This is a genomic window from Flavobacteriales bacterium, from assembly GCA_020635855.1.
Taxonomy (GTDB): Bacteria; Bacteroidota; Bacteroidia; order JACJYZ01; family JACJYZ01; genus JACJYZ01.
The window spans coordinates 347,776-373,852 of record JACJYZ010000004.1 but is presented as its reverse complement, the minus strand read 5'-3'; the positions used below and the strand labels follow the sequence as shown (position 1 = coordinate 373,852).

The window sequence follows — 26,077 nt, the reverse complement described above, 5'->3', positions numbered from 1 at the left end:
GAGGCGCCCTGCTTAACTCGAAGCGCCCACCACCGACATCACACCTTTCTTACCCAATACCATTTCTTCGGTGGCATGGATGATGTCATCCGTGGAAAACCCGCACTCTTTATATAGCTGCGATTGCTCGCCGTGTTCGATCACGGCATCGGGAATGCCCAGCCGGCGCACCTGTGCGGAGAAACACTTGTCGGCCATGAATTCGAGTACTGCACTTCCCATGCCCCCCATCAGGCAACCGTCTTCCACGGTGATCACCTTGTCGAACTTGCGGAACACTTCTGTCAGCAGTTTCGCATCCAGCGGCTTCACGAACCGCATGTCGTAGTGCGCTGCACGGATGCCTTTCTTGTCCAGTGCTTCGCAGGCGGCCGTTGCGAGATTGCCCACCGTGCCGATGGTCAGGATGGCAATGTCTGCCCCGTCCCTCAACTTTCTTCCCTTGCCGATGGTGATTTTCTGGAAAGGACGTTTCCAATCGATCATCACACCATTGCCCCTGGGGTATCGTATGCTGAAGGGGCCATGTGATGAAGGCAACTGGGCCGTGTACATGAGATTCCTCAATTCTTCTTCATTCATGGGGGCGCTCACCACCATGTTGGGGATGCAACGCATGTAGGCCAGGTCGTAAGCACCGTGATGGGTGGGGCCGTCGGCACCAGCGATTCCTCCCCGGTCCAGGCAGAATACCACATGCAGGTTTTGGATGGCCACGTCATGGATCACCTGGTCGTATGCCCGTTGCATGAAGCTGGAGTAAATATTGCAGTACGGCACAAGTCCTCTGGTGGCCATTCCGGCAGAGAAGGTTACCGCATGTTGCTCGGCAATTCCCACGTCGAAGGCCCTGTCAGGCATGGCCTTCATCATGATGTTCATGGAAGATCCCGATGGCATGGCAGGGGTGATCCCCACAATTTTGTTGTTCTTTTCCGCCAGTTCTACAAGCGTATGCCCAAATACGTCCTGGTACTTGGGTGGCCTGGGTTCGTTGCTTGTACTCACCAGGATTTTACCTGTGGTTTTGTCAAAGAGCCCGGGCGAATGCCACTGGGTTTGATCACCCTGCTCTGCGGGTTGGTATCCTTTGCCCTTCATGGTGATGCAGTGCAGGATCTTCGGACCCGGAATGTCACGCAGGTCCTTCATCACCTTCACCATGTGTTTTACATCGTGTCCGTCAATGGGGCCGAAATAACGGAACCGCAATGACTCGAAGTAGTTGCTTTGTTTGAGCAGGGCTGATTTGACGGCGTTTTCCACCTTGGAAGCGATCGCCTGTGCATTGGGACCGAACTTGCTGACCATGCCCAGAAGGTGCCAGAGGTCATCCTTCATTTTGTTGTAGGCATGAGAAGTGGTAATGTCCGTCAGGTACTCTTTCAATGCACCTACGTTGGGGTCGATCGACATGCAGTTGTCGTTCAGTACCACCAGCAGGTTGGTGTTTTCTACCCCGGCATGGTTCATTCCTTCGAAAGCCAGGCCGGCGGTCATGGCCCCGTCGCCGATCACTGCGATGTGCTGGCGGTCTTTCTCACCCAGCTCGCGTGCGGCTACTGCCATTCCGAGTGCGGCAGAAATGGAGGTGGAAGAGTGTCCCACCCCGAAGGTATCGTATTCGCTTTCGGAACGTTTGGGAAAACCGCTGAGGCCTTTGTATTGTCTGTTGGTATGGAAGATGTCGCGTCTTCCGGTCAGGATCTTATGTCCGTAAGCCTGGTGGCCTACGTCCCATACAAGCTGGTCATACGGTGTATTGAAGGCGTAATGAAGCGCAACGGTCATTTCCACCACGCCTAGCGAGGCACCGAAATGGCCTCCCTTGACGGAAACAACATCAATGATCAGTTGCCTTAGCTCATCGCTGAGCTGCGGCAAATCTTTGACGGGCAGCTTGCGCAGATCTTCCGGGACGCGGATTTTAGACAGAAGTGGACCGGGCGTAAATTCCATTCAAATGTGCTTCTAACCGGCAAAGATAAGGATTTGAGGCCACCTCTCCCCCTTCCGTTGCCAAATGCTTTAACAGGCAATGTCCGGATTTGTTTTAACCGCATCCGGATTTTTGTGTTTTATTAAGAAAGGAGCTGCTTCACAACGGCTGCTACAATCTTATTATCTGCTTTTCCCGCCAGTTCCCGGGAAGCCATCCCCATCACCTTGCCCATATCTTTCATGCCATTCGCTCCGGTTTTGGTGATGATTTCCTGCACCTTTGCGGAGATCTCTTCTTCACTGAGTTGCTCGGGCAAATAGGCTGCTATGACGTTTGCCTCGAACTTTTCTTTTTCCGCGAGATCACCGCGATTTTGCTGTACATATATGTCTGCCGATTCCTGACGTTGTTTGATCAGTTTCTGCAGGATACGGGCTTCATCATCGGCTTGCAGTTCATGACCTGAACCTTTTTCGGTTCTGGCCAGCAGCAGAGCAGCTTTAACTGCCCTGAGCGCCGTGAGTTTATCCTGTTCCCTGGCCAGCATGGCGGCCTTGATGTCCCGGTCGATGTCTTCTGTGAGTGACATGTTGAAAGTTGTTTGATGGTTCATGACAGAGTCAGGCATGAAGTTAGCAACTTTCTTCCAGCCGGATCAAGACCTGCATGTAACTTAATCTACGTTATCGTGCAGGAACGGATTGTTGGGCTTCAGCTTGCTTTGCCCTTCGTCGCCTGACTCATCGTCCGGCTCGGAAAGCGTATACCTTGAAACTTGCGACTCAGATGAATGTGGCACCTGGTCGAGGGTCACATTTCTTCTTTTATATGCCGGTTCGTTTTCCAGGTCGCTCAAACCCGAGGGTGTGCGCAGTTTGAAGCTGAGCTCTTTCAGTTTGTGGATGCGTTCCTGGGCTTTTTTCTCCTGGTTTTCGAGTGGCAGCGGGTTGTATACGTCCGGGTTTTTTTCAGTGGATGGATTTGGCTGTTTGTCCTGTTTCACCCGCAGGTCAAACTCGATGCTCACTTGTTCGTCTGACTTTGCCGGTTGTGTGTTTGCCGGTTTCTGGTAGATCTCCGGTTCAGAGGTAGAGGGCGCTTTCGGTGCTTCCTTCGGTTCATCATCCACCAGGCTACGCACCACTTTCTGTACCTGGTGATCCGTGGTAAGACCCGTGTCCGGGTTGGTTTGGAAGCCGGTGGCGATGAGTGTTACGGAGATGCGGTTGCCCAGGCTTTCGTCGTGGCCCGTACCCCAGATGATGTCGGCGGAGGAGCCGGCTTCATCCTGGATATAATCCGTGATCTCTGTGATTTCATCCATCAATACCTCATCCTGGCCTGAGGTGATGTTGAGCAGGATGTACTTGGCACCTTTGATGTTGTTGTCGTTCAGCAGGGGTGATGCCATGGCCGATTCAATGGCCTTGATGGCACGGTTTTCACCTTCGCAGGTGGCCGAGCCCATGATGGCGGCGCCGCTGTCGGTCATAACGGTGCGTACGTCTTCGAAGTCCACATTGATATAGCCTGTCACCGTGATAATCTCCGCGATGCCCTTGGCTGCGGTGGTGAGGATGTTATCCGCTTCGGCGAAAGCGTTGGCCAGAGAGAGGTTACCGTACATCTCACGCAGCCTGTCGTTGCTGATCACCAGTAGGGTGTCCACGTTGCTGCGCAAGGCATTGAGGCCTTCTTCTGCTTGCAGGCGACGTTTCCGGCCTTCAAAGGTGAAGGGGATGGTCACGATACCCACCGTCAGGATACCTCTTTCCTTGGCGGCAGCTGCAATGATGGGTGCAGCTCCGGTACCTGTTCCACCTCCCAGGCCGGCGGTGATGAACACCATCTTGGTATTGGTGGCGAGGTAGTCCATGATTTCATTGATGTTTTCCAGGGCGGCATTTTTTCCTACCTCCGGAATTGATCCGGCGCCCCTGCCCTCGGTCAGGTTGGCACCCAGCTGGATCTTGGTTGGGACCGGACTGATGTCCAGTGCCTGCGCATCCGTGTTGCAAATGATAAAATCCACCCCGGTGATTCCCTGGCGGTACATGTGATTAACGGCGTTGCTTCCGCCGCCGCCCACGCCAACCACCTTGATGATGGATGATTGGTCTTTGGGCAAGTCGAAATTGATCATTGGTTTATCCATAGCAGCCTCCTATTGATTACTTGATTGATTACTCATTGATGTCTTCATCCAGCCATTGTTTGCTTTTGCTGAAGATGGTATCGAAGAAGTTCCCCTTGGTTTTCTTTGAATGGGATTTGACGGGAGAACCCTTGCTCTTTTGTTTTTCTGAATATTCGAGCCCTTTGATCACCAAACCGATGCCGGTGGCATAGGCCGGACTTTTCACTTCATCCAGGTAGCCCGAGGCAAGGTGTTCGTTCGGATAGCCGATGCGTGTATCCATGCCGGTGACGTATTGGAAGAGCTGGGCGATGTGGCGCAGCTGTGATCCGCCGCCAGTAACCACGATGCCGGCGATCAGCTTGTTTTCCAGTCCCGAATTCCTGATTTCGTAATAAATGTTCTCGATGATCTCTTCCATGCGGGCCTGGATGATGTGCGCCAGGTTCTTTACGGAGATCTCTTTCGGTTCGCGACCCCGCAGACCCGGAATGGATACGATCTCATTCTCCTGGTTCTCGCTGGCGAGTGCGGAGCCGAATTTCACCTTCAGGGCTTCGGCATGGTTGCGGATGATGCCGCATCCTTCCTTGATATCATCCGTCACCACATTACCCCCGAACGGAATCACCGCTGTATGACGGATGATCCCGTCCTGGAAGATGGCGATGTCAGTGGTACCGCCACCGATATCGACCAAGGCCACACCTGCTTCTTTTTCTTCTTCACTCAGCACGGCTTCTGAGGAAGCAAGGGGTTCAAGCACCAGTTCGGATACTTCGAGTCCGCACTTGTGTACACATTTGTGAATGTTCTTGGCCGCTGCGATTTGTCCGGTAATGATATGGAAATTGGCTTCGAGTCTGATGCCCGACATACCGATGGGATCTTTGATCCCTTGTTCTGCATCTACAATATACTCCTGCGGGATCACATGAATGATCTCTTCGCCGGGGAGCATCACCAGCTTATACATGTCATCGATCAGCGCATCGATATCACCCTGGTTGATTTCCTCGTCCAGGCTGGAACGCGTGCGGATGCCACGGTGCTGGAGGCTTTTGATGTGTTGGCCCGCAATGCCTACGTTCACAATGCGGATGTCCACACCGGAAGCATTGCCGGCTTCCTGGATCGCCTCGGAGATGGATTGAACCGTCTTCTCGATGTTGGATACGACGCCGCGCATCACACCCACCGATTCGGTTTTACCCATACCGATGATTTCTATTTTTCCGTATTCATTTTTCCGGCCTACGATGGCACAGATCTTTGTGGTGCCGATGTCGAGGCCAACGACGATTTCCGATGATTCCATAGCGCTTACCGTTTAGTGCAGATGATTTGGTTTTTATACTTGAGATTTATGGTCGAATACAGGTTCCAGTCCGTATGGTTCAGACCTTCCGTGTAAAAGATTCGAAGTTTCGAAAACTTGTCTTCCATCTGGTCGACGGAACCCAGAATGATGCGGTGGTCGCCCACCCGCGGGATCAGTTCGATGTCTTTGCGTTCGTTCACGTAAATCTGTTCGATCTGGGCCTGCCAGAATGCATCACCGTGGATGAACTGCACCAGTCTGTAGAGGTCGCGCAGTACAATGCTGTCTGACGTGGGAACAGCGTGTTCCATGACAGAAGATCCTGCCAGGTAGGGAATCCGGAGGTATCCGTTGATCACCGGTACGTGGGCGGCATAATGTGGCGAAGGAGGCATGAATACACCATCGCGATCCAGGTAATAACTTCTTCCCGGGCCTGCCATGATGCGGGCGATCGGTTCTCTTTGGGTGACCTTGGCTTCCAGGTGACCGTCGAGCGTGATATACAGATCCGCACGCTTGACGTATGGATTGTTTCTGAGTTTGTTCTCCAGCATGGCCAGGGGTATCTCGTTCACCGGTTGTTGCAATACCGGTGCGCCCATGTCTTTCAGCATTTCTTTGATGGCATCTTCTTCAAGGAAATGCCACTTGTCGCTATTCGTCAGTTTCACCTGTATGTCTTTGCACACTACCTGATGACGCTGGCGTGATGCAAACCCCATCATGCCGGCAAGCGAAGCGATCACCAGCAATACGGCGAATATGTTCAGTGCTTTTCTCATGCGGCGTCCTCCTTTTCCAGGCAGAATTTTTCGCAGATGGCATCCCTGAGTCTGTCCACCAGTTCATCAATATCTCCGGCTCCCAGCGTCAGGATGAGATCCGATCCGCTGTCGATGGCTTTTTCCACGGCGGCTTCCTTGGTGCAAAGCATCTTGTTGCTGATGTGTACTTTTTCCAGGAGCGCCGAAGATGTGATGCCGTCGATGGGCAGTTCCCGGGCAGGGTAGATATCAAGCAGGATCAGGCAGTCGAGGGCCGACAAACTTTCTGCAAAGCCTTCCATGAAGTCGCGCGTGCGCGAAAACAGGTGCGGCTGAAAGATGCCGGTGATCTTACGTTCGGGGTAGAAATCCCTTGCCGCCCGTATGCATGCGTTGAGTTCGGAAGGGTGATGGGCATAGTCGTCGATGTAGACCATCGGTTGCGACTTCACCACATATTCGAATCGTCTTTTCACACCCTGGTAGGTGGCAAGTCCATCCCGGATGATGTCTTCTTCAATGCCGATCGAATAGGCCACACATGCGGCAGCTATGGCATTTTCCACATTGTGATGCCCGGGCAGGTGGAACGTAACCGACGGGATGTGCATATCGGGGCCAATGATGTCAAAGACATAATGTCCCTGCTCGATGTGCACGTTACCGGCATGGTAATCCGCATCGGGACTGAGGCCATAAGTGACTTTGTTCGGATGTACCAGCTCCCGGGTGGAGGCCTGGTGGTTCACCCATAGGCGGCCGTTTTCCGACAGGCGTTCGGCGAATGCCTGGTAGGTGAGGCGCATGTCTGAGGCTGTACCGTATATGTCAAGGTGGTCCGCATCCAGACTGGTGATGACAGATATATAAGGATTCAGTTGCAGGAAAGAACGGTCGTATTCATCGGCTTCCACCACCATCCATGTCGGGTCTTTCGAAAGCAGCACATTCGATTGGTAGTTGCGCATGATGCCTCCGATGAAAGCGGTGGGCTGCAGTCCTGCCTGCTGCAGTAGATGCGCCAGGATGGATGACGTGGTGGTTTTTCCGTGGGTGCCCGCCACAGCCAGTGTATTGTGGTGGGAGGTGATCATGCCCAGCACAGCCGCCCGCTTGTGCATATCGTAGCCTTCACTCCTGAAGAATTGAAGCCCTTCATGAGCCGAAGGGATGGCCGGGGTGTAGATCACCAGTACATGATCGATGTTGTCGGACCCGCGGAAACCGGCGGGTATGTCCTTCACCTTGTCGGAGAAAGAAATATCCATGCCTTCCGCCTGTAGTTTGCGTGTAAGCGGGGTGGCGGTTTTGTCGTAGCCTGCCACCTGTTTGCCCAGTTGTTTGAAATAGCGCGCCAGGCCGCTCATGCCGATCCCTCCGATCCCGACCAGGTACACATGGGTGATATGTTGGAATGGCATCATGAGCGTTTCCGGCTTTCGTAAATGCGTATGACTTCATCCGCGATCCTTTTTGCAGAATCGCGTTCCGCCATGTTGCCAATGGCCCGAGCCAGCTGTTGACGATGATCATCGTCCTTCATCAGCGACAGGATCTCTCCACCCAGTTTTACAGGTGCTTCACTGTCTTTCACCAGCACGGTCGCCTGTTTATCCACCAGGCTCATGGCATTGCGGGTCTGGTGGTCTTCTGCCACGTTGGGCGAAGGGATCAGGATGGTGGGTTTGGCGGCCAGGCACAACTCCGAAATGGAGCTGGCGCCGGCACGGGAAACCACGAGGTCGGCACAGGCATAGGCGAGGTCCATTTCTTTCACGAAGGCATTCACCGACACACCTTTTTGGAGGAAGGGCTTGGCTTTTTCAAGCATGGAGTCGTGATAGTAGGCACCGGTTTGCCACAACACCTGAATACCGGCTTCGGTCAATGCCGGCAGGGCGGCCAGTATGCTTTTGTTGATCGTGGCCGAACCCAGACTGCCCCCGATTACCAGGAGTATCTTTTGTTGCGGATGAAAGCCGAAGTGGGCGATGGCTTGTTCCCTTTTGGATGTGAGGTCGGTGATATCCTGGCGAACCGGGTTTCCGGTCAGCAGGAGTTTTTCTTTCGGGAAATAGCGGTCCATCCGGTCGTATGCCACACAGATGCGATCCACTTTTTTGGCCAGCAGGCGGTTGGTGATGCCGGCATACGAGTTCTGTTCCTGGATGAGTGCCGGGATGTGTTTATTGGTGGCCATGTACAGCAACGGTCCGCTGGCATAACCGCCTACACCCACTACCACGTCGGGTTGGAAGCGTTTCAGGATTCTGCCGGCCGCCAGCAGGCTGCGCATCACCTTGAACGGGAACGCCAGGTTGCGGAGGGTGAGTTTGCGTTGGAGGCCGCTGATGTGGAGTCCTTCTATTTTATATCCTGCCGCAGGCACCTTTTCCATTTCCATTTTACCGATGGCTCCCACGAACAGGATGTCGATGCCTTCGATCATTTGTTTGAGCGCATTGGCAATGGCGATGGCCGGGAAGATGTGTCCGCCCGTTCCGCCTCCGCTGATGATCACCTTACGCAGCGACATGGGCCTGGACTTTTTCGGGTGCGACTTCACGGCTTACACTGAGGATGATGCCCAGGGCAGCCGAGGTGAACAGGATCGATGTGCCTCCCATGGAAACCAGCGGGAGGGTTTGCCCGGTCACGGGCATGATGTTAACAGCTACGGCCATGTTGATCATGGCCTGGAAGATGAGCAGCAGGCCACATCCCATGGCCAGCACGCTTCCGAAAGATCCTGGGTTTTTGAGTGCCAGCAGGATCACACGGTAGAGCAGGATCAGGTAGAGCAGCAGGATGCCTCCGCCACCGATGATGGATCCGTATTCCTCAATAATGATGGCATAGATGAAATCCGAATAGGGGTGTGGCAGAAAGTTTCGCTGGCGGCTGGTACCGGGTCCTTTCGGAAGGAACCCTCCGGCGGCGATGGCAATTTTTGATTGCTGCACCTGGTAGCTATTCTCTGCGTGATTCGTGGCCAGTTGTCCTTCACGTCCGGCTCCGATGCCGAATTCCTGAAGCCTGCGTTTCCAGGTGAGTGAGCGTCCGGGCAGGGATGATTCCGGTACGGTGAAGAGCACCACCAACAGGATACCGCCAAGCAGGATTCCGGCACCTCCCACTCCCAACAGGTATTTGATGCTCATTCCACCCAGGAACATCAGCAGCATGCATGTCACGAACAGGATGGCTGCCGTAGAGAAATCTGCCGGCAGGATGAGCGCACACACGCTGCAGATGGGAAGCATGATGGGGATGAATGCCTCCTTGAAATTGGAGATGATATGTTGTTTTTTTGACAGCAGGCGGGCTACATAAATGATGAGCGCGAGCTTGGCCAGGTCAGACGTTTGGAAAGTGAGGTTTACTCCCGGAAGCGTGAGCCATCGATCGGCGCTGTTAAGGTTGGTTCCCATGAGCAGGGTGATCAGCAGCAGGGGAATGGAAATGAAGATCGCGATCTGTGACAGGCGTGAATAATAGGTGTAGCGGATGGTATGAAACAGGATGATGATTCCGAAACCGGCGATCAGCAGCAGCAGGTGTTTGATGAGGTAATACTCGGTGTTGCCTTCCTGGTATTTGAAGGCCAGCGTACCGGTTGAGCTGTAAACGGCCAGCAGGGAGAACAGGGACAATAGGAATACCACCGCCCAGATCACCCGGTCGCCTTTCATCAGCCGTGTCAGCGCGTGCATCATTCTCTCAGCAGGCTTTTATACACTTCAATCACGGTTTTTTTAAACTCCCTTCCGCGTTCGCTGAAATTGGCATAGGTGCCGTAGCTGGTGCATCCGGGCGAGAAGATCACCATGTCTTCCGGTTTAGATAAGGAAAAGGCGTAGTGCACGGCTTCTTCCATGTTGCCGGCATCCACGATGTTTTTGATGTAGCGTCCGAAAGCCTGCATCAACCTGAAATTCTTTTGCGCACCGATGTGTACGATGGCCGTTACTTTATCCTTCACCACTTCATCCAGCATCATGTAATCGGCCTGCTGGTCGAGGGTGCCTGATATCCATACCACCGGTTTTTTTGCCGTGGCGAGGGAACTCCACACCTCTTCCAGGCCTGTGGCGCAGGAATGGTTGATGTAATCCACACCCTTGATGCGGGCCACAAATTCCATACGGTGCTCCACATACTTGGGCGCATGTGAGGTTTTCACCAGCGCAGGGTTGGCGGACTGAACCTTGAGTTGTCCAGGTTCCTTGCCGGATTCGTATTGGTTGAAGAATTTGCTCATATCAGAGGGATCTAACGGCTTGTTTGAATTGTCTTCCGCGGTCTTCGTAGTTCTCGAACAGATCAAAACTTGAACATGCGGGCGACAGCAGCACGGTATCTCCTTTCCGGCCCAGGCGGTAGGCCATCTTCACCGCTTCTTCGGCGGAGTGGGCCTCCTGTATATCGGTGATCTTTCCTTCATAGGCATTGCGCAATTTGGTGTTATCGGTACCCAGGCAGATCAGTGCCTTTACTTTTTCCTTCACAAGGTCATCAAGCATGGAATAATCGTTGCCCTTGTCGATCCCGCCGGCGATCCAGATCACGGGTTTCTCCATGCTCTCCAGGGCGTACCATACGGAATTCACATTGGTGGCTTTGGAATCATTGATGAACCGGATGCCATGTACACTTCCGACCAGTTCAAGCCTGTGTTCGATGTTTTGGAAGTCCGTCAGGCTCTCGCGAATCAGATCGTTCCTGATGTCGAGGATACGGGCAGCGATGGCAGCGGCCATAGAATTGTACAGGTTGTGTTTTCCTTGCAGCGCGAGTTGATGGATCATAATTGCGAAGGGGGTTTGGGAAAGGTGAATGAATAATTGGTCACGGGTAGCGTATGCCCCGTTTTGGGGCTGGTGGTTCAAACTGAACGGGTGTTGATGTGCCTGCTGCGGATGCTGTTCCATGTAGCCTGTGACGGCCGGGTCATCCTGGCAGAAAATGAAATGGTCGGCTTCGGTCTGGTTCATCCCGATGCGGAACTTCGATGCCACGTATTGGTTGAAGTCGTATTCGTAGCGGTCGAGGTGATCGGGGGTGATGTTCAGCAGGATGGCGATGTGCGGACGGAAGGATTGGATCCCATCCAGCTGAAAACTGCTCAGTTCGATCACATACCAGGCATGATCACCTGAAGCCACAAGACCTGCGAAGCTCTTTCCTACATTTCCCCCTACACAAACGTCCAGGCCAGCTTTTTTAAGGATGTGATAGGTGAGCAGTGTGGTGGTGGTTTTTCCGTTGCTACCCGTGATACCGATCACTTTCCCCTTGCAATACCGCCAGGCGAATTCCACCTCGGAGATGAGGTTGATATTGGCCCGCCTGGCTTTCTCAAGCAGTGGCGCATGCAGCGGGATGCCCGGGCTTACCACCCATTCCTGTGCCTGCATCAGGCGGTCTTCGGAATGCATTCCTTCTTCCCAATCAACTCCCAGCTGTTGCAGCGTTTCCTTGTGATGATCTGCAATCTTGCCTTTGTCGGAAACAAAAGCTGTCAGGCCCTGCTTGCTTGCTAGCATGGCTGCACCTGTTCCGCTTTCTCCGGCTCCTATGATTGCGATCTGTGTCAAATCATCTCAGTTTCAATGTCACGATGGTCACGATGGCCAGCATGATACCTATGATCCAGAACCGGGTGGCGATCTTTGATTCGTGGTAGCCTAGTTTCTGGTAATGGTGGTGGAGGGGTGACATTTTGAAAATGCGCCGGCCTTCACCGTATTTCTTTTTCGTGTATTTGAAGTAGGACACCTGCATCACCACCGACAGGTTTTCCATGAGGAAAATTCCGCAGAGGATGGGGATGAGCAGTTCTTTGCGTACGGCGATGGCGAATACGGCGATGATGCCGCCGATGGCAAGGCTTCCCGTGTCGCCCATGAACACTTGTGCGGGGAATGAGTTGTACCAGAGGAAGCCGATACATGCACCCACGAATGCGCTGATGAAGATCACCAGTTCACCCGAATTGGGGATGTACATGATGTTGAGGTAATCGGCAAAAATGGTGTTACCTGATACGTAGGCGAACACGGCCAAAGTAGCGCCGATGATGGCGGCGGTTCCGGTGGCGAGTCCGTCCAGTCCGTCGGTGATGTTGGCCCCGTTGGACACGGAAGTCACGATGAGGATCACGATGGGGATGAAGATCAGCCAGGCCCATTTCTCATAACCGTCTCCCAGGAACCGCAGGAGATGGGCGTATTCGAGTTCATTGTTTTTAAAGAACGGAATCGTGGTTTTGGTTGAATGTCCGTCGTGGCTGATCTTAAAATCTGTGCCATCGCGGGTGATCAGCGAATCAATGCCGTTGATGGGCATGCTTGCATCTGCAGGGATTTTATGAATCAATTCACTCCTGGCGCCGGTGTCATAGTAGTACATGTTTTGTTTGTCGCGGATCGTCACATCCTTGTGGAAGTAGAGTACCGAGCCTACGATCAGGCCGAGGGTGATCTGACCGAGCACCTTGAACTTTCCGGCCAGGCCTTTCTTGTCCCGTTTGAATACCTTGATATAGTCATCGATGAACCCGATGGCACCCAACCAGATGGTGGTTACGATCATGAGGATGATGTACACATTGAGCACCTTGGCGAAAAGCAGGGTGGGTATGAGGATGGCGGAAATGATCACGAGTCCGCCCATGGTGGGTGTGCCTTCCTTTTCTTCCTGTCCTTCCAGTCCGAGCTTGCGGATGGGTTCACCCACCTGTTTGCTGTGCAGCAACCGGATGATGCGCTTTCCGAACAACATGGATACCACCAGTGAAACGATGGCAGCCATGGCGGCGCGGAAGGAGATGTATTGGAACACACCTGCTCCGGGCAGATCGAAATGGGCATCCAGGTATGAGAACAGGTAGTACAGCATTACCGGTTCAGTGTTAGGTCAAATTGAATCTTCAGTACTTCCAGGTCATCGAACGGGTGTCGCACACCGTTGATCTCCTGATATTTTTCGTGGCCTTTTCCGGCCAGGAGGATGATGTCTCCGGGTCGTGCCAGTGCGCATGCGGTTTTGATGGCCTCCCTCCTGTCGGGTATCGTGAGGCATTTTCTCACGTGTTCGCCGGGTACTCCGGCTTCCATATCCTTGATGATGGTGTGCGGGTCTTCACTTCTCGGATTATCTGAGGTGAGGATCACCTTGTCGCTGTGGTTGCAAGCGATCGCGGCCATGAGGGGTCGTTTGGCTTTGTCGCGGTCACCTCCGCACCCGATGATGGTGATCACCTGTTCATTTCCAGTACGGATATCGGCGACGGTTGCCAGTACATTTTCCAGCGCATCGGGTGTATGTGCGTAGTCAACGATGCCTGTGACATTTCCGGCCCGTATGTACTGGAAGCGTCCTTCAACCGGGTTGAGGTTGCTGATGGCGGTGAGCACATCCATGCGATCTTCTCCAAGCAACAGCGCAGCTCCGTAAATCGCCAGCATATTGGAGGCGTTGAAGCTTCCGATGAGTTTGGTCCAGATTTCGGTGTCATCCAGCAGGAGGTGAAGTCCGGAGAACTGGTTGTCGAGGATCTTGCACTTGAAATCTGCCAGGTGGTGGCATGCATATGTTTTTCTCAGTGCCTTGCAGTTCTGGATCATGATCTCACCGTGCACGTCATCTTTGTTCACCAGCGCAAAAGCATCCTGCGGTAGCTGATCGAAGAACTTCTTTTTGGCCTTCAGGTAGGCATCGAACGAACCGTGGTAGTCGAGGTGATCGTGGGTCAGGTTGGTGAAGATTCCGCCGGTGAATGTCAGGCCCGACGTGCGTCCCTGCTGAACGGCATGGGAACTCACCTCCATGAAGCAATGGGTGCAATGCTTCTCCACCATGCGTGCCAGCATTTCGTTGATCCGGATGGCATCCGGGGTGGTGTGGGTGGCGGGAATCTCTTCATGCCCGATGCGATAGCTGATGGTAGAAAGCAAGCCGGATGGGTGTCCCAGGTTGTTGAACAGTTTGTATAGAAGGGTGGCAATGGTTGTTTTTCCGTTCGTTCCGGTGACACCCACCAGCTTGATTTTTTGAGAGGGATTCCCATAAAAATTGGAAGCCATCTGCCCCAGGGCCTGCTGACTGTCGTTCACCTGCACATAGGTGATCTCCTTGCGGATCTCATCCGGGAAGGTTTCGCACACGATGGCTGCGGCACCGTTCTCGATCGCCTGTGCGATGTAATCATGGCCGTCCGACTTCTCTCCCCTGATCGCCACGAACAGGCCGTATGTTTCCGCATGACGTGAATCAAAGGTCATCGAAGTGATCACCACATCGGTGGAGCCGAGCACGTCGCGGATGCCTGCCTTGTACAGTATTTCTTTCAACACCATCATGTCGCCAGGTCGAGTTGTATGGTTTGACCCCACTTGAACCGGGTTCCGGGAGGAATGCTTTGCGCGATCACGCGGCCGGCGCCGTTCAGTTCCACCAGGAGTCCGTAATTCTCAAGTATGTAGAGGGCATCGCTTGCACCCATACCCGACAGGTTGGGAACAAAGCCGTTTTTCAATTCGTTTCCGATGCGCTTGTTCTGTATGGTGAAGGTGCTGTCACTTCGGTCGATGATCACCCATTCGGAAGTATCGCTCTCATTTTTGACAGGAATTTGGAGGGCGTTCAGTACGGTTGTGGTTTCTTTCTGCAAACCCACTTTTGTTCTGGGCAGGGGTGCATGGGCTGCATCAGCCAGGTTGATGGCTTCGTGCATGTTGAGGCTGCCGGCATATACTTTATCGGCAATTTCCTTAAAGATGGGGCCGGCGACGAGGTTGCCGTAGTAAACGTTGTTGGAGGGTGCGTTCACCACCACGATACAGGAGTAGGCGGGATCGTCTGCCGGGAAATAACCCACGAAGGAAGCCTGGTAGCTCAAGCCGGATCCCTTATAACCGTACTTGGCGTTGGCGATCTGGGCGGTTCCTGTTTTACCGGCGATCGGGTAGATGGAATTCCGCAGGTTGATGGCGGTACCGCTGTCAACCACGCCTTCCATCATTTTCCTGGCATTGGCAATGGTTTTGGCTGAGCAGATGGATGGGTTCAGGACTTCCGTCTTGAATTTTCTGATGGTTTTGCCGCGCTCCTTCACTTCCTCCACGAATTGTGGTTTCACCATTTTGCCGTTGTTGGCCACCGCATTATAGAAGGTCAGTATCTGAAGGGGTGTCATGGTGGTTTCGTAGCCGATGGACATCCAGGGCAATGTGATACCGGACCACGACGGGTCTTTGCGTTCCTTGAGGTAAGGTTTCCCCTCACCCGGAATGTCAAGTCCTAGCTTGGTGCCCAATCCCATGGTATGTAACCGTTCCACAAACTTTTCCGGATGCTGTCCGTACGCGTTGTTGATCAGCAGGGAAACACCAACATTGGAAGATACTTCAAAGGCACGCTGAGCTGTGATCTTGCCAAATCCACCTTCGTGGGCATCATTCATGATGCGGTCGTAGAACCTGGTCTTTCCCTTCTTTGTATCCACGCTGTCCTCAGGTGAAATCAATCCATCTTCATAGCCGGCCATGAGTGATGCCAGTTTAAAAGTAGAACCCGGTTCGGTGCTCTCTCCTATGGCATAGTTGTAGACTTCATCATAGGTGTCGTCGGTACGTCTTGTGAGGTTAGCGATGGCTTTGATACGGCCGGTTTTGACTTCCATCAGCACCACAGAGCCGTGGTGGGCGTTGTGTTTTTCAAGTTGATAGAGGAGCGCATGTTCGGCCACGTCCTGCAGGTTCACATCCAGGGTGGTCACGATGTCGTACCCATCCTGCGGTTCAATGAAATTCTTGTCATTCACCGGCATCATGAGATTGCCACTGATTCGTTGCATCAGTCTTTTTCCACCTACCCCTTTGAGGTAATCGCGGTATGCGGCTTCCAGGCCCACCGACTGGATGCCTTCGCGATCGTATCCTATCGTGCGTGATGCGAGTAATTGGAAGGGTTTAATCCGCCGGTTCTTTTGAGTGAAAATGAGTCCGCCCTTGAACCGGCCCAGTCGGAAAATGGGAAATTCTTTGGCTGTTTTCAGTTCGGTATACCGCACATTCCGTTGGATGAGGAGGTACCGGTTGCCGTGCTTGCGTCCATTTCGGATGTGGGCTACGTATTGCTTTGGGGATTTGTCCTTAAAAAGTCTTGATAAACAAAGACCCAGTGAATCAATGCGGGTATTGAACACCGAGTCGGGAATAACGTCCCTGCTGGGGTCCATGCGCATTTCATAGATGGGGATGGAGGTGGCTAGGAGGCTGCCATCCTGTGCGAAAATATTGCCGCGAGCCGCATCAATATCTACATATCGCATCGTTTGTTCTTCCGCCAGTTGCAACCAGTGGCTGCGTTCGGTGGTTTGGATGCGGACAACCTGGGCGAAAATGAGAATGGCGAAGAGGCTGATGCAAAAGTACACCAGGTAAATCCTCCAGAGGGTATTGTTCTTCGCTTTCGCCATCTTATTTTTTCCCTGTCACGATCTTTTTGGGCGGTATCCTTGATTCTTTGATGCCCAAGGGTTCGAGTACTTCGGCTACGTGTGATTGCTTGCTCCTGTACATGAGTTCAGAGCGTGTTGTGATGTATTCGCTTTGGAGTTCTTTTAATTCCTGGTTCACATGGTTCATTTCGCGCACGGTACGTTCCGCGAAATGGATGTTGGCGATGTAAAGGATGCCCAGAAAAGTCAGGAAGAGGATGTAGGGCACCATTTTTTCGTTGCCCTTTTCCGACAATACTTTTCCTGTGATTACCATCAGGATGGTTCTCACCAGGGTTTTGAGCGGGTTGTTTCTTTTCTTTTTCTTTTCGTTCATGCCCATGAGGTTCTTTCCGCGATCCGGAGTTTGGCGCTGCGTGCCCGGGGGTTCGTCAGTATTTCCTGCTCATCTGGCTGTATGGCTTTTCGGATGACCGGTTTGAAGGGTGCCAGAACATTCCCTTTCAAGTCTGTTTTGATTTCACCTTCCCAGTTGCCGCTGCGCATGAAGTTTTTCACCAACCGATCTTCCAGGGAATGGTAGGAGATGACCACGAGGCGGCCGCCTTCCGCAATCACTTCGGTGCATTGCTCAAGGAATTCCCGCAATGCACTTAATTCATCGTTGACTTCAATGCGGATGGCTTGAAAGACCCTGGCCAGCATGCTGTTTTCCTTCCCTCGTGGCAGGTGCTTACTGATGGCATCACGCAGTTGGAAGGTGGTGTTGATGGTGGTGTTTTGTCGTACGATGCTGATGGTGCGGGCTAGGGCATTTGCCTGTGGTAATTCACCATACAGGCGGAGCATATTTGCAAGTGCTTCAGAACTGTATTCGCGAATGATGTCACCAGCGGATCGGGGGAGCATTGGATCCATTCTCATGTCAAGGGGGCCGTCGAAACGGAGGGAGAAACCTCTTCCGGGGGTGTCGAACTGGTGAGAGGAAACACCCAGATCGGCGAGGATGCCGATTGCCGGAATGGCTTTATGCAGCTTGAGGTACCTTTTCAAATACCGGAAATTTTGGTTTACCAAAGTGAACCTTTCATCGTCTGTTGTGTTGGCAGCGGCATCCGGATCCTGATCAAATGCCAGCAGCCTGCTGTCGCGTGTTATTCTTTCAAGGATGGATTTGCTGTGTCCCCCGCCTCCGAAGGTGGCGTCCACATAAACCCCTGGTTGTTCAATGTTCAGTCCCCGAATGCATGCTTCGAGGAGTACAGGTTCATGATACATTTCCCTCCTCGCCCTGCTGCGGCAGCGAACCCATCACCTCTTCGGCCAGCGATGCAAAGTCTTCCGTGTCCTTCATGACATTTTCATACACATCGTTGGCCCAAACTTCGATCCTGTTGGCGTAGGCAAACAGGGTCACGTCTTTTCCTATCCCGGCGAAATTCATCAATGGCTTCGGTAGCAGAAGCCGACCTGTTGTATCCAGGGCGAGTACCGTGGCACCATTGTGGAACTGCCTGTAAAACTTTCTGTTCTTGGCTACAAAGAGATTTAGTTTCTTCAGTTGAGCCGTGATCTTTTGCCATTCGTCCATAGGGTACAGCGTCAGATGCTGCTCGAAACCACGATTCAGCACGAAGCTGTCCCGGGCTTCGGGAGACATCTGCTTGCGGAGGCCGACAGGCAACATAAACCTGCCTTTGGCGTCCAGCCTGCACACATATTCCCCTATGAATTCTGACATTCAGAATAGTTTTTTGAGTGTAAATATAGACAATCAGTTACCACAATTTACCACAATTTACCACTTTGTTGAAAACTTTTAACGGGTGGGATTTCAAATTGTTGCGGTTGGTTATGATTGGAAGTGGAAAACGGTTTTTGAGGGAATGGTGGTAGTAAGTGGGAGAATTGGTGAGAAGGGCTGATGTTTCCAGGGGTGTGGTTGAAAATTGCGCTTTAGCTGTCTGGTAAATTTGTTTGTCTTATTTTTAGCGCATTCATTTGCAACCTATGGAATACAAAATTCAAGAAGAAGGCGAATTCAAATACGTGGAAGTGGGCCAGGGGCACACGATCATGCTTTTGCACGGATTGTTCGGTGCGCTCAGTAACTTTCAGGATGTGATCGGCCATTTTGCGGACCGATACCGGGTTGTGATCCCGCTGATGCCGATCTATACTTTACCTGTTCTGGAAACCAATGTCAAGAACCTGGCGAAATACATTCACCGGTTCATCAAGTTTCGCAATTACGACCAGGTGACCTTGCTGGGTAATTCGCTGGGAGGTCACGTGGCACTCATTTATGCGGTAACCTTCGGTGATCGCCTGCATTCGATGGTGCTTACGGGTAGCAGCGGTTTGTATGAGAAGGCCATGGGCGACACATTTCCAAGGCGTGAGGACTATGAGTACATCAAGGAAAAGGTAGCCGTCACGTTTTACGATCCGAAGCATGCAACCAAAGAACTGGTTGACGAGTGTTTTTCCATCGTAAACGACCGTGGCAAACTGGTTCGCATACTCTCATTGGCAAAGTCCGCCATCCGGCACAACATGTCAAAGGAGGTGCATAAGATAGAAGTGCCTGTTTGTTTGATATGGGGAAAAAACGACCACATCACTCCTCCTGAAGTAGCTGAGGACTTTCATCGTTTGCTACCGCATTCGGAGCTTCATTGGATAGATCAATGCTGTCATGCGCCTATGATGGAGCAGCCGGAGCAATTCAATGCGATCCTGGACGATTGGCTGACACGACTCTTTGGCGGGAAGATCGGGGGTTAGAGCCCAAATTCGAACCCTACGCGGATGACCGGATTCTCCCGCGCATAACGGCCGTCAAGCACATTCCACAACCCTGTAATGATCAGGTTGCTGTTTCCGCCTAGTTGTTGTCTGATGCCTCCGCCCAGGTACAGCGCTTCCAACGTGTAGTTCTCATGGTTGCCTGAATCATCCTTCAGGCTGACGCCCAACAATTCATATTCGGATTGGGCAAAGATGTTTTCCAGAATGTAGTACCTGGTGAACAGTCGTCCTCCATACATGTTCAGGGAGATGGCCAGCTGTTTGTCCCGGATGTATTGGTACGTAACACCTGTGCCAATCTGCCACCTTTCGGTAATGTTGTAAGCGACAGTGGGCGAAAGATCGATAGCAGTAATGTCACCGAATTGCAATCCGATATTTCCTCCAAGTGAAAATCCACCGCCGGATTGGAACGGACTCGATGGTCCTGTTGGTGCGGCTGATGGATTCTGCGCCATTGCGCTTACACCGGCAATGATCCATACCAAAAGGACAACGATTTGCTTCATTCGGGTTGGGTATAGGGTTCGTATTGCAAAGGTGAAGGTAAGGAAACGCTTCTGCAAGCGGCTGAAGTGAATTCATATCTTTGAATAGGGCTTTTACCCACAGCATCATATTTTGAATCAAGAGAACAACATGGACAGAATTTCAAGGAACATAGCCGTAACCGGGGCCAGCCGCGGCATTGGCAAAGTACTTGTGGAGTTGTTTGCTTCACATGGACACCGGGTGTTTGCCCTCACACGCAACCCTTCAGGCCTAAATGAGATCAAGGGTGAACGGATTGTTCCGATTTGTTTGGACTTGGAAGATGCCGGATCCATTAAGGATGCAGTTGCCCGGATAGGAAAAGAGACTGAAGCGTTGGATGTGTTGGTCAACAATGCAGGCTATTTGATTAAGGGCAGCGCTACAGCTTTGTCAGCAGAAGAGATCGACAGGTCATTCAGGATTAATGCCGGAGGTGCATTGCTGTTGAGTGCGGCACTCAAAACCCATTTGGAGCGTGGCCATATCAAGCATGTGGTTAATATAAGCAGCATGGGCGGGGTGCAGGGTAGTGCCAAGTTTCCTGGACTGTCAGTATACAGTGCATCCAAGGGCGCGGTTTCAATACTTACAGAATGTCTGGCGGAGGAATGGAAAGATTCCGGTGTGCGTGTAAATGCACTTGCGCTTGGAGCGGTTCAGACAGAAATGCTGGCTCAGGCTTTCCCGGGATACAAGGCCGACCTTCAACCGAAAGACATGGCGGTATACATTGCACAATTTGCTCTGGAGGCCTGGAAATACTATAATGGGAAGGTACTTCCGGTGTCTTCGTCAACGCCTTAAAAAAGATGCCCGCGAAAAAAATTTACAAAAAAAACACAGGAATGTTTGCAAGAATGAAAAACGTGGTTACCTTTGCATCCCCTTTGGAAATGATCTGAGGGTGAAAAGAAAGCCAAAAGCGTGGTTCGACCACGATGAGCGATAGAAAAGTTCTTTGAAGAATTGAAGTTTTAAGGCTAGTAGAACAGGTATCCACGAGTAATTGTTTTAAACAAACCTCGTTCGGTAATTTGGCCAGGACATTTTTCCGTAATAATCGGAGACGATTATATTACTATGGAGAGTTTGATCCTGGCTCAGGATGAACGCTAGCGGCAGGCTTAATACATGCAAGTCGAGGGGTAACGATCCCTAGCAATAGGGAGTCGACGACCGGCGCACGGGTGAGTAACGCGTATGCAACCTACCTCTAACTGGGGAATAGCTCCGAGAAATCGGGATTAATACCCCATAGTACTTCGGAATCGCATGGTTCTGATTTTAAAGCTCCGGCGGTTAGAGATGGGCATGCGTGACATTAGCTAGTTGGTGAGGTAACGGCTCACCAAGGCTACGATGTCTAGGGGGTCTGAGAGGATGATCCCCCACACTGGTACTGAGACACGGACCAGACTCCTACGGGAGGCAGCAGTAAGGAATATTGGGCAATGGAGGCAACTCTGACCCAGCCATGCCGCGTGCAGGATGACAGCGCTAGTTCGTTGTAAACTGCTTTTATACGGGAAGAAACTTTTGCACGTGTGCGAAACTGACGGTACCGTATGAATAAGGATCGGCTAACTCCGTGCCAGCAGCCGCGGTAATACGGAGGATCCAAGCGTTATCCGGATTCATTGGGTTTAAAGGGTGCGTAGGCGGAATAATAAGTCAGTGGTGAAATCCTGCAGCTCAACTGCAGAACTGCCATTGATACTGTTGTTCTTGAGTACAGATGAGGTAGGCGGAATGTGTCATGTAGCGGTGATATGCTTAGATATGACACAGAACACCGATTGCGAAGGCAGCTTACCAAACTGTAACTGACGCTCAGGCACGAAAGCGTGGGGAGCAAACAGGATTAGATACCCTGGTAGTCCACGCTGTAAACGATGATCACTAGTTGTTGGCGATACATTGTCAGCGACCAAGCGAAAGCGATAAGTGATCCACCTGGGGAGTACGATCGCAAGGTTGAAACTCAAAGGAATTGACGGGGGCCCGCACAAGCGGTGGAGCATGTGGTTTAATTCGATGATACGCGAGGAACCTTACCTGGGCTTGAATGCACTTTGACCGTCTCGGAAACGAGACTTTTCTTCGGAACAAGGTGCAAGGTGCTGCATGGCTGTCGTCAGCTCGTGCCGTGAGGTGTCGGGTTAAGTCCCATAACGAGCGCAACCCCTATCCTTAGTTGCCAACAGGTAATGCTGGGGACTCTAAGGAAACTGCCGGCGCAAGCCGTGAGGAAGGCGGGGATGACGTCAAGTCAGCACGGCCCTTACGTCCAGGGCTACACACGTGCTACAATGGCCGATACAATGGGCAGCTACCTGGTGACAGGATGCTAATCTCTAAAATCGGTCTCAGTTCGGATTGAAGTCTGCAATTCGACTTCATGAAGCTGGAATCGCTAGTAATCGCGCATCAGCAACGGCGCGGTGAATACGTTCCCGGGCCTTGTACACACCGCCCGTCAAGCCATGGAAGCCGGGGGTACCTGAAGTCCGTAACCGCAAGGAGCGGCCTAGGGTAAAACTGGTGACTGGGGCTAAGTCGTAACAAGGTAGCCGTACCGGAAGGTGCGGCTGGAACACCTCCTTTCTAGAGAGGCCTTTTACCGGTCACAACTGTGATTCGTTCACAAATTGTGACGGAACCTGCTCTACTGCCAAAACTTCATTTAACGAAACATTGCTTCTTCAGTGGGATCACTCTCGCGCAATTGAGCGAAGATTAATAGTCCCGTAGCTCAGTTGGTTAGAGCGCTACACTGATAATGTAGAGGTCCGCGGTTCAAATCCGCGCGGGACTACTGCGCGCGTTAAAGTCAACGGCAAGGCGTGCCGATGATGGCCGAATGACTGAGTCGATTTCCCATGCGCAATTGCGCATTTACGCAGAAGTGCAACACCGGGGGATTAGCTCAGCTGGCTAGAGCACCTGCTTTGCAAGCAGGGGGTCATCGGTTCGAATCCGATATCCTCCACATTTTGAAGTAAAAATAGTTTCGTTCTTCTGACATTAGGAATATATCCCGCCGGGGGACGTCATTTTTGTGATGAAATGGTTCGAATCCATTAATATTCACTTTTTCAGACACATTGTTCGCAATTTGTTCTGAGTAAAGTTCTTTGACATCTTGAAAGAGAATACGAGTTTTTCTGTTAAAACACAGGCATCTAAATTGATATAATCAAGAAAGTAATTAAGAGCGTATGGTGGATGCCTTGGCTCTCAGAGGCGATGAAGGACGTGGCTAAGCTGCGATAAGCTACGGGAAGGTGCAAGCAACCGTCGATCCGTAGATTTCCGAATGGGGCAACCCGGTACCATGGAGTGGTACCACCGAAAGGTGCTAACCCGGAGAACTGAAACATCTAAGTACCCGGAGGAAGAGAAAACAAACGTGATTCCCTGAGTAGCGGCGAGCGAAAGGGGAAGAGCCCAAACCCTGTCCAGTTACGGCTGGCGGGGGGTTGTAGGACTGCAACATAGACTTTGTATTGATAGTGGAATACTTCTGGAAAGTTGAACCATAGCGGGTGATAGTCCCGTACACGAAATCAATGCAATACTTAGCAGTATCCTGAGTAGGGCGGGACATGTGAAATCCTGTCTGAAGCAGCCGGAACCATCCGGTAAGGCTAAATACTCCTGAGAGACCGATAGCGAACCAGTACTGTGAAGGAAAGGTGAAAAGCACCCTGAACAAGGGAGTGAAATAGAACCTGAAACCGTGCGCTTACAAGCGGTAGGAGTCCCGTAAGGGATGACTGCGTGCCTTTTGCATAATGAGCCTACGAGTTGCTCTTTACTAGCAAGGTTAAGTCCGTAGACGGATGGAGCCGAAGCGAAAGCGAGTCTGAATAGGGCGAATAGTTAGTAGAGGCAGACGCGAAACTTTGTGATCTACCCATGACCAGGTTGAAGCCCCGATAACACGGGGTGGAGGACCGAACCAGTAAACGTTGAAAAGTTTTTGGATGAGTTGTGGGTAGGGGTGAAAGGCCAATCAAACTGAGAAATAGCTCGTACTCCCCGAAATGTATTTAGGTACAGCCTCGAGGTTGAGTGTCATAGAGGTAGAGCTACTGATAGGGCTAGGGGGCTTCACCGCCTACCAACCCCTGACAAACTCCGAATGCTATGACATATACTCGGGAGTGAGGCATAGGGTGCTAAGGTCCTGTGCCGAGAGGGAAAGAACCCAGACCATCAGCTAAGGTCCCCAAATGTATGCTAAGTTGATCTAACGTGGTCGGATTGCATTGACAGCTAGGATGTTGGCTTGGAAGCAGCCATTCATTTAAAGAGTGCGTAACAGCTCACTAGTCGAGCGATCTGGCGTGGATAATACTCGGGCATTAAGCATGCTACCGAAGCTATGGGATTGAAAAATCGGTAGGGGAGCATTCCAGTCTGCGTCGAAGGTGGATCGTAAGGTCTGCTGGAGCGTCTGGAAAAGAAAATGTAGGCATAAGTAACGATAAGGCGGGCGAGAAACCCGCCCACCGTAAGACTAAGGTTTCCTGATCAACGTTAATCGGATCAGGGTTAGTCGGGTCCTAAGGCAAAGCCGAACGGCGTAGTCGATGGACATCAGGTTAATATTCCTGAACTAGCCAGTGTTGCGATGGGGTGACGGAGTCGTGAAAGACCTGCGCACTGACGGAATAGTGCGTTGAAACCCGTAGGTATAGGATGTGTAGGCAAATCCGCACGTCTTGCTGAAAGGTGATAGTACCGCGAGTCTTCGGACAAGCGGATAATGGTCCTAATCATACTTCCAAGAAAAACCTCTAAGCTTCAGACACTGGCTACCCGTACCGCAAACCGACACAGGTAGTCGAGGAGAGAATCCTAAGGTGCTCGAGTGATCCGTGGCTAAGGAACTAGGCAAATTAGCCCTGTAACTTCGGGAGAAAGGGCCCCCGCTTAACGGCGGGGCGCAGTGACCAGGCCCAGGCGACTGTTTAGCAAAAACACAGGACTCTGCTAAGTCGAAAGACGATGTATAGGGTCTGACACCTGCCCGGTGCCGGAAGGTTAAGGAAGGGCGTCATCTTCGGAGAAGCGCTTGACTGAAGCCCCGGTAAACGGCGGCCGTAACTATAACGGTCCTAAGGTAGCGAAATTCCTTGTCGGGTAAGTTCCGACCTGCACGAATGGTGTAACGATCTGGGCACTGTCTCGGCCACGAGCTCGGTGAAATTGAAGTATCGGTGAAGATGCCGATTACCCGCAACGGGACGGAAAGACCCCGTGAACCTTTACTATAGCTTAACATTGACTTTGGACAAGTGATGTGTAGGATAGGTGGGAGACTTTGAAGCTATGCCGCTAGGCATGGTGGAGTCGTCCTTGAAATACCACCCTTCGCTTGTTTGGAGCCTAATCCCGCAAAACGGGAGACAGTGTTTGGTGGGTAGTTTGACTGGGGTGGTCGCCTCCAAAAGAGTAACGGAGGCTTTCAAAGGTACCCTCAGCACGCTTGGTAACCGTGCGTAGAGTGCAATGGCAAAAGGGTGCTTAACTGTGAGACCGACAAGTCGAGCAGATACGAAAGTAGGACATAGTGATCCGGTGGTTCCGCATGGAAGGGCCATCGCTCAAAGGATAAAAGGTACTCCGGGGATAACAGGCTGATCTCCCCCAAGAGCTCACATCGACGGGGGGGTTTGGCACCTCGATGTCGGCTCGTCACATCCTGGGGCTGGAGAAGGTCCCAAGGGTTGGGCTGTTCGCCCATTAAAGTGGCACGCGAGCTGGGTTCAGAACGTCGTGAGACAGTTCGGTCCCTATCTGTTGTGGGCGTTAGAAACTTGAGAGGGCCTGCCTCTAGTACGAGAGGACCGAGGCGGACATACCTCTGGTATACCTGTTGTGGCGCCAGCTGCACCGCAGGGTAGCCATGTGTGGAAGAGATAAGCGCTGAAAGCATCTAAGCGCGAAGCTCGCCTCAAGATGAGGTTTCTTTTAAGGGCCGTCATAGACGATGACGTTGATAGGCTGCAGGTGTAAAGGCAGTAATGTCAAAGCTGAGCAGTACTAATGACCCGTAGCTTTCTGATTAGACCCAATTCCTGTGGTTAACATT

At 52.0% G+C, this 26,077-nt stretch carries 19 protein-coding genes, 2 tRNA genes and 2 rRNA genes; 6 read left to right on the top strand and 17 right to left on the bottom strand.

Going from position 1 to position 26,077, the window contains the following annotated elements; translation table 11 throughout:
* Nucleotides 1-12: 12 nt before the first annotated feature.
* The 16 genes from H6585_13660 to mraZ form a co-directional block, all read right to left on the bottom strand.
* Entirely contained in the window at nucleotides 13-1,959 is a 1,947-nt protein-coding gene (locus tag H6585_13660) for a 1-deoxy-D-xylulose-5-phosphate synthase (GenBank protein ID MCB9449375.1), read from the bottom strand.
* Between the two features lie 122 nt (nucleotides 1,960-2,081).
* Nucleotides 2,082-2,531 (bottom strand): GatB/YqeY domain-containing protein, encoded by a 450-nt coding sequence (locus H6585_13655; protein ID MCB9449374.1) that lies wholly within the window; start codon nucleotides 2,529-2,531, stop codon nucleotides 2,082-2,084.
* An 84-nt stretch (nucleotides 2,532-2,615) separates the two neighbouring features.
* Nucleotides 2,616-4,082, bottom strand: coding sequence for a cell division protein FtsZ (ftsZ, locus tag H6585_13650; protein MCB9449373.1), 1,467 nt, complete (start codon nucleotides 4,080-4,082; stop codon nucleotides 2,616-2,618).
* A 43-nt stretch (nucleotides 4,083-4,125) separates the two neighbouring features.
* On the bottom strand, nucleotides 4,126-5,397 hold the full coding sequence (gene ftsA / locus H6585_13645; GenBank protein ID MCB9449372.1) for a cell division protein FtsA: 1,272 nt from the start codon (nucleotides 5,395-5,397) through the stop codon (nucleotides 4,126-4,128).
* 5 nt (nucleotides 5,398-5,402) lie between these two features.
* A complete protein-coding gene (locus H6585_13640) occupies nucleotides 5,403-6,185 on the bottom strand; it encodes a hypothetical protein (protein ID MCB9449371.1) in 783 nt (260 codons plus the stop codon).
* Nucleotides 6,182-7,588 carry a UDP-N-acetylmuramate--L-alanine ligase gene (locus tag H6585_13635; GenBank protein ID MCB9449370.1) on the bottom strand — a complete coding sequence of 469 codons (1,407 nt, stop codon included), beginning with the start codon at nucleotides 7,586-7,588 and terminating at the stop codon, nucleotides 6,182-6,184. The genes H6585_13640 and H6585_13635 overlap by 4 nt, the downstream gene beginning before the upstream one ends.
* On the bottom strand, nucleotides 7,588-8,703 hold the full coding sequence (gene murG / locus H6585_13630; GenBank protein ID MCB9449369.1) for an undecaprenyldiphospho-muramoylpentapeptide beta-N-acetylglucosaminyltransferase: 1,116 nt from the start codon (nucleotides 8,701-8,703) through the stop codon (nucleotides 7,588-7,590). Before murG ends, H6585_13635 begins: the two co-directional genes overlap by 1 nt.
* Nucleotides 8,690-9,880: an FtsW/RodA/SpoVE family cell cycle protein gene (locus tag H6585_13625; protein MCB9449368.1), complete on the bottom strand. Its 1,191-nt coding sequence runs from the start codon at nucleotides 9,878-9,880 to the stop codon at nucleotides 8,690-8,692. Before H6585_13625 ends, murG begins: the two co-directional genes overlap by 14 nt.
* Complete coding sequence (locus tag H6585_13620; GenBank protein MCB9449367.1) at nucleotides 9,880-10,428, bottom strand: hypothetical protein; 549 nt, start codon at nucleotides 10,426-10,428, stop codon at nucleotides 9,880-9,882. The genes H6585_13625 and H6585_13620 overlap by 1 nt, the downstream gene beginning before the upstream one ends.
* A 1-nt stretch (nucleotide 10,429) precedes the next feature.
* Nucleotides 10,430-11,764, bottom strand: a complete 1,335-nt coding sequence (gene murD, locus H6585_13615; GenBank protein MCB9449366.1) for a UDP-N-acetylmuramoyl-L-alanine--D-glutamate ligase — start codon at nucleotides 11,762-11,764, stop codon at nucleotides 10,430-10,432.
* A 1-nt stretch (nucleotide 11,765) separates the two neighbouring features.
* Nucleotides 11,766-13,067 carry a phospho-N-acetylmuramoyl-pentapeptide-transferase gene (locus H6585_13610; GenBank protein ID MCB9449365.1) on the bottom strand — a complete coding sequence of 434 codons (1,302 nt, stop codon included), beginning with the start codon at nucleotides 13,065-13,067 and terminating at the stop codon, nucleotides 11,766-11,768.
* Entirely contained in the window at nucleotides 13,067-14,530 is a 1,464-nt protein-coding gene (locus H6585_13605; GenBank protein MCB9449364.1) for a UDP-N-acetylmuramoyl-L-alanyl-D-glutamate--2,6-diaminopimelate ligase, read from the bottom strand. Before H6585_13605 ends, H6585_13610 begins: the two co-directional genes overlap by 1 nt.
* The gene (locus H6585_13600) at nucleotides 14,527-16,650 is read right to left on the bottom strand and encodes a transpeptidase family protein (GenBank protein MCB9449363.1); all 2,124 of its coding nucleotides are present in this window, start codon (nucleotides 16,648-16,650) and stop codon (nucleotides 14,527-14,529) included. The genes H6585_13605 and H6585_13600 overlap by 4 nt, the downstream gene beginning before the upstream one ends.
* A gap of 1 nt (nucleotide 16,651) precedes the next feature.
* Nucleotides 16,652-17,008 (bottom strand): hypothetical protein, encoded by a 357-nt coding sequence (locus H6585_13595; protein ID MCB9449362.1) that lies wholly within the window; start codon nucleotides 17,006-17,008, stop codon nucleotides 16,652-16,654.
* Complete coding sequence (rsmH, locus tag H6585_13590; protein MCB9449361.1) at nucleotides 17,005-17,910, bottom strand: 16S rRNA (cytosine(1402)-N(4))-methyltransferase RsmH; 906 nt, start codon at nucleotides 17,908-17,910, stop codon at nucleotides 17,005-17,007. The genes H6585_13595 and rsmH overlap by 4 nt, the downstream gene beginning before the upstream one ends.
* On the bottom strand, nucleotides 17,900-18,373 hold the full coding sequence (gene mraZ, locus H6585_13585; protein ID MCB9449360.1) for a division/cell wall cluster transcriptional repressor MraZ: 474 nt from the start codon (nucleotides 18,371-18,373) through the stop codon (nucleotides 17,900-17,902). The genes rsmH and mraZ overlap by 11 nt, the downstream gene beginning before the upstream one ends.
* Before the next feature lie 269 nt (nucleotides 18,374-18,642).
* Between mraZ and H6585_13580 the strand changes: the two genes are divergently transcribed.
* Nucleotides 18,643-19,419: an alpha/beta hydrolase gene (locus H6585_13580; GenBank protein ID MCB9449359.1), complete on the top strand. Its 777-nt coding sequence runs from the start codon at nucleotides 18,643-18,645 to the stop codon at nucleotides 19,417-19,419.
* On the opposite strand, the gene H6585_13575 is transcribed toward H6585_13580, so the two are convergent.
* On the bottom strand, nucleotides 19,416-19,952 hold the full coding sequence (locus tag H6585_13575) for a hypothetical protein (GenBank protein ID MCB9449358.1): 537 nt from the start codon (nucleotides 19,950-19,952) through the stop codon (nucleotides 19,416-19,418). The genes H6585_13580 and H6585_13575 overlap by 4 nt on opposite strands.
* A gap of 130 nt (nucleotides 19,953-20,082) precedes the next feature.
* On the opposite strand from H6585_13575, the gene H6585_13570 reads away from it, so the two are divergent.
* The 5 genes from H6585_13570 (at nucleotide 20,083) to H6585_13550 (ending at nucleotide 26,052) form a co-directional block, all read left to right on the top strand.
* Nucleotides 20,083-20,781: an SDR family oxidoreductase gene (locus H6585_13570; protein MCB9449357.1), complete on the top strand. Its 699-nt coding sequence runs from the start codon at nucleotides 20,083-20,085 to the stop codon at nucleotides 20,779-20,781.
* 272 nt (nucleotides 20,782-21,053) lie between these two features.
* Nucleotides 21,054-22,584: ribosomal RNA gene (locus H6585_13565) — 16S ribosomal RNA — on the top strand.
* A 134-nt stretch (nucleotides 22,585-22,718) separates the two neighbouring features.
* Nucleotides 22,719-22,792 (top strand) — tRNA-Ile (locus H6585_13560).
* A 100-nt stretch (nucleotides 22,793-22,892) separates the two neighbouring features.
* Nucleotides 22,893-22,966, top strand: a tRNA-Ala gene (locus H6585_13555).
* A 209-nt stretch (nucleotides 22,967-23,175) separates the two neighbouring features.
* A 23S ribosomal RNA gene (locus H6585_13550) occupies nucleotides 23,176-26,052 on the top strand.
* The 16S and 23S rRNA genes sit together here with 2 tRNA genes alongside, the layout of an rRNA operon.
* Nucleotides 26,053-26,077 lie beyond the last annotated feature (25 nt).

Excerpts from the sequence above, each read along its gene's own strand:
- H6585_13660 (MCB9449375.1), bottom strand. The coding sequence starts at position 1,959 with ATGGAATTTACGCCCGGTCCACTTCTGTCTAAAATCCGCGTCCCGGAA.
- H6585_13655 (MCB9449374.1), bottom strand. The coding sequence starts at position 2,531 with ATGTCACTCACAGAAGACATCGACCGGGACATCAAGGCCGCCATGCTG.
- ftsA (MCB9449372.1), bottom strand. The coding sequence starts at position 5,397 with ATGGAATCATCGGAAATCGTCGTTGGCCTCGACATCGGCACCACAAAG.
- H6585_13640 (MCB9449371.1), bottom strand. The coding sequence starts at position 6,185 with ATGAGAAAAGCACTGAACATATTCGCCGTATTGCTGGTGATCGCTTCG.
- H6585_13635 (MCB9449370.1), bottom strand. The coding sequence starts at position 7,588 with ATGCCATTCCAACATATCACCCATGTGTACCTGGTCGGGATCGGAGGG.
- murG (MCB9449369.1), bottom strand. The coding sequence starts at position 8,703 with ATGTCGCTGCGTAAGGTGATCATCAGCGGAGGCGGAACGGGCGGACAC.
- H6585_13625 (MCB9449368.1), bottom strand. The coding sequence starts at position 9,880 with ATGCACGCGCTGACACGGCTGATGAAAGGCGACCGGGTGATCTGGGCG.
- H6585_13620 (MCB9449367.1), bottom strand. The coding sequence starts at position 10,428 with ATGAGCAAATTCTTCAACCAATACGAATCCGGCAAGGAACCTGGACAA.
- H6585_13610 (MCB9449365.1), bottom strand. The coding sequence starts at position 13,067 with ATGCTGTACTACCTGTTCTCATACCTGGATGCCCATTTCGATCTGCCC.
- H6585_13605 (MCB9449364.1), bottom strand. The coding sequence starts at position 14,530 with ATGATGGTGTTGAAAGAAATACTGTACAAGGCAGGCATCCGCGACGTG.
- H6585_13600 (MCB9449363.1), bottom strand. The coding sequence starts at position 16,650 with ATGGCGAAAGCGAAGAACAATACCCTCTGGAGGATTTACCTGGTGTAC.
- H6585_13595 (MCB9449362.1), bottom strand. The coding sequence starts at position 17,008 with ATGAACGAAAAGAAAAAGAAAAGAAACAACCCGCTCAAAACCCTGGTG.
- rsmH (MCB9449361.1), bottom strand. The coding sequence starts at position 17,910 with ATGTATCATGAACCTGTACTCCTCGAAGCATGCATTCGGGGACTGAAC.
- mraZ (MCB9449360.1), bottom strand. The coding sequence starts at position 18,373 with ATGTCAGAATTCATAGGGGAATATGTGTGCAGGCTGGACGCCAAAGGC.
- H6585_13580 (MCB9449359.1), top strand. The coding sequence starts at position 18,643 with ATGGAATACAAAATTCAAGAAGAAGGCGAATTCAAATACGTGGAAGTG.
- H6585_13575 (MCB9449358.1), bottom strand. The coding sequence starts at position 19,952 with ATGAAGCAAATCGTTGTCCTTTTGGTATGGATCATTGCCGGTGTAAGC.
- H6585_13570 (MCB9449357.1), top strand. The coding sequence starts at position 20,083 with ATGGACAGAATTTCAAGGAACATAGCCGTAACCGGGGCCAGCCGCGGC.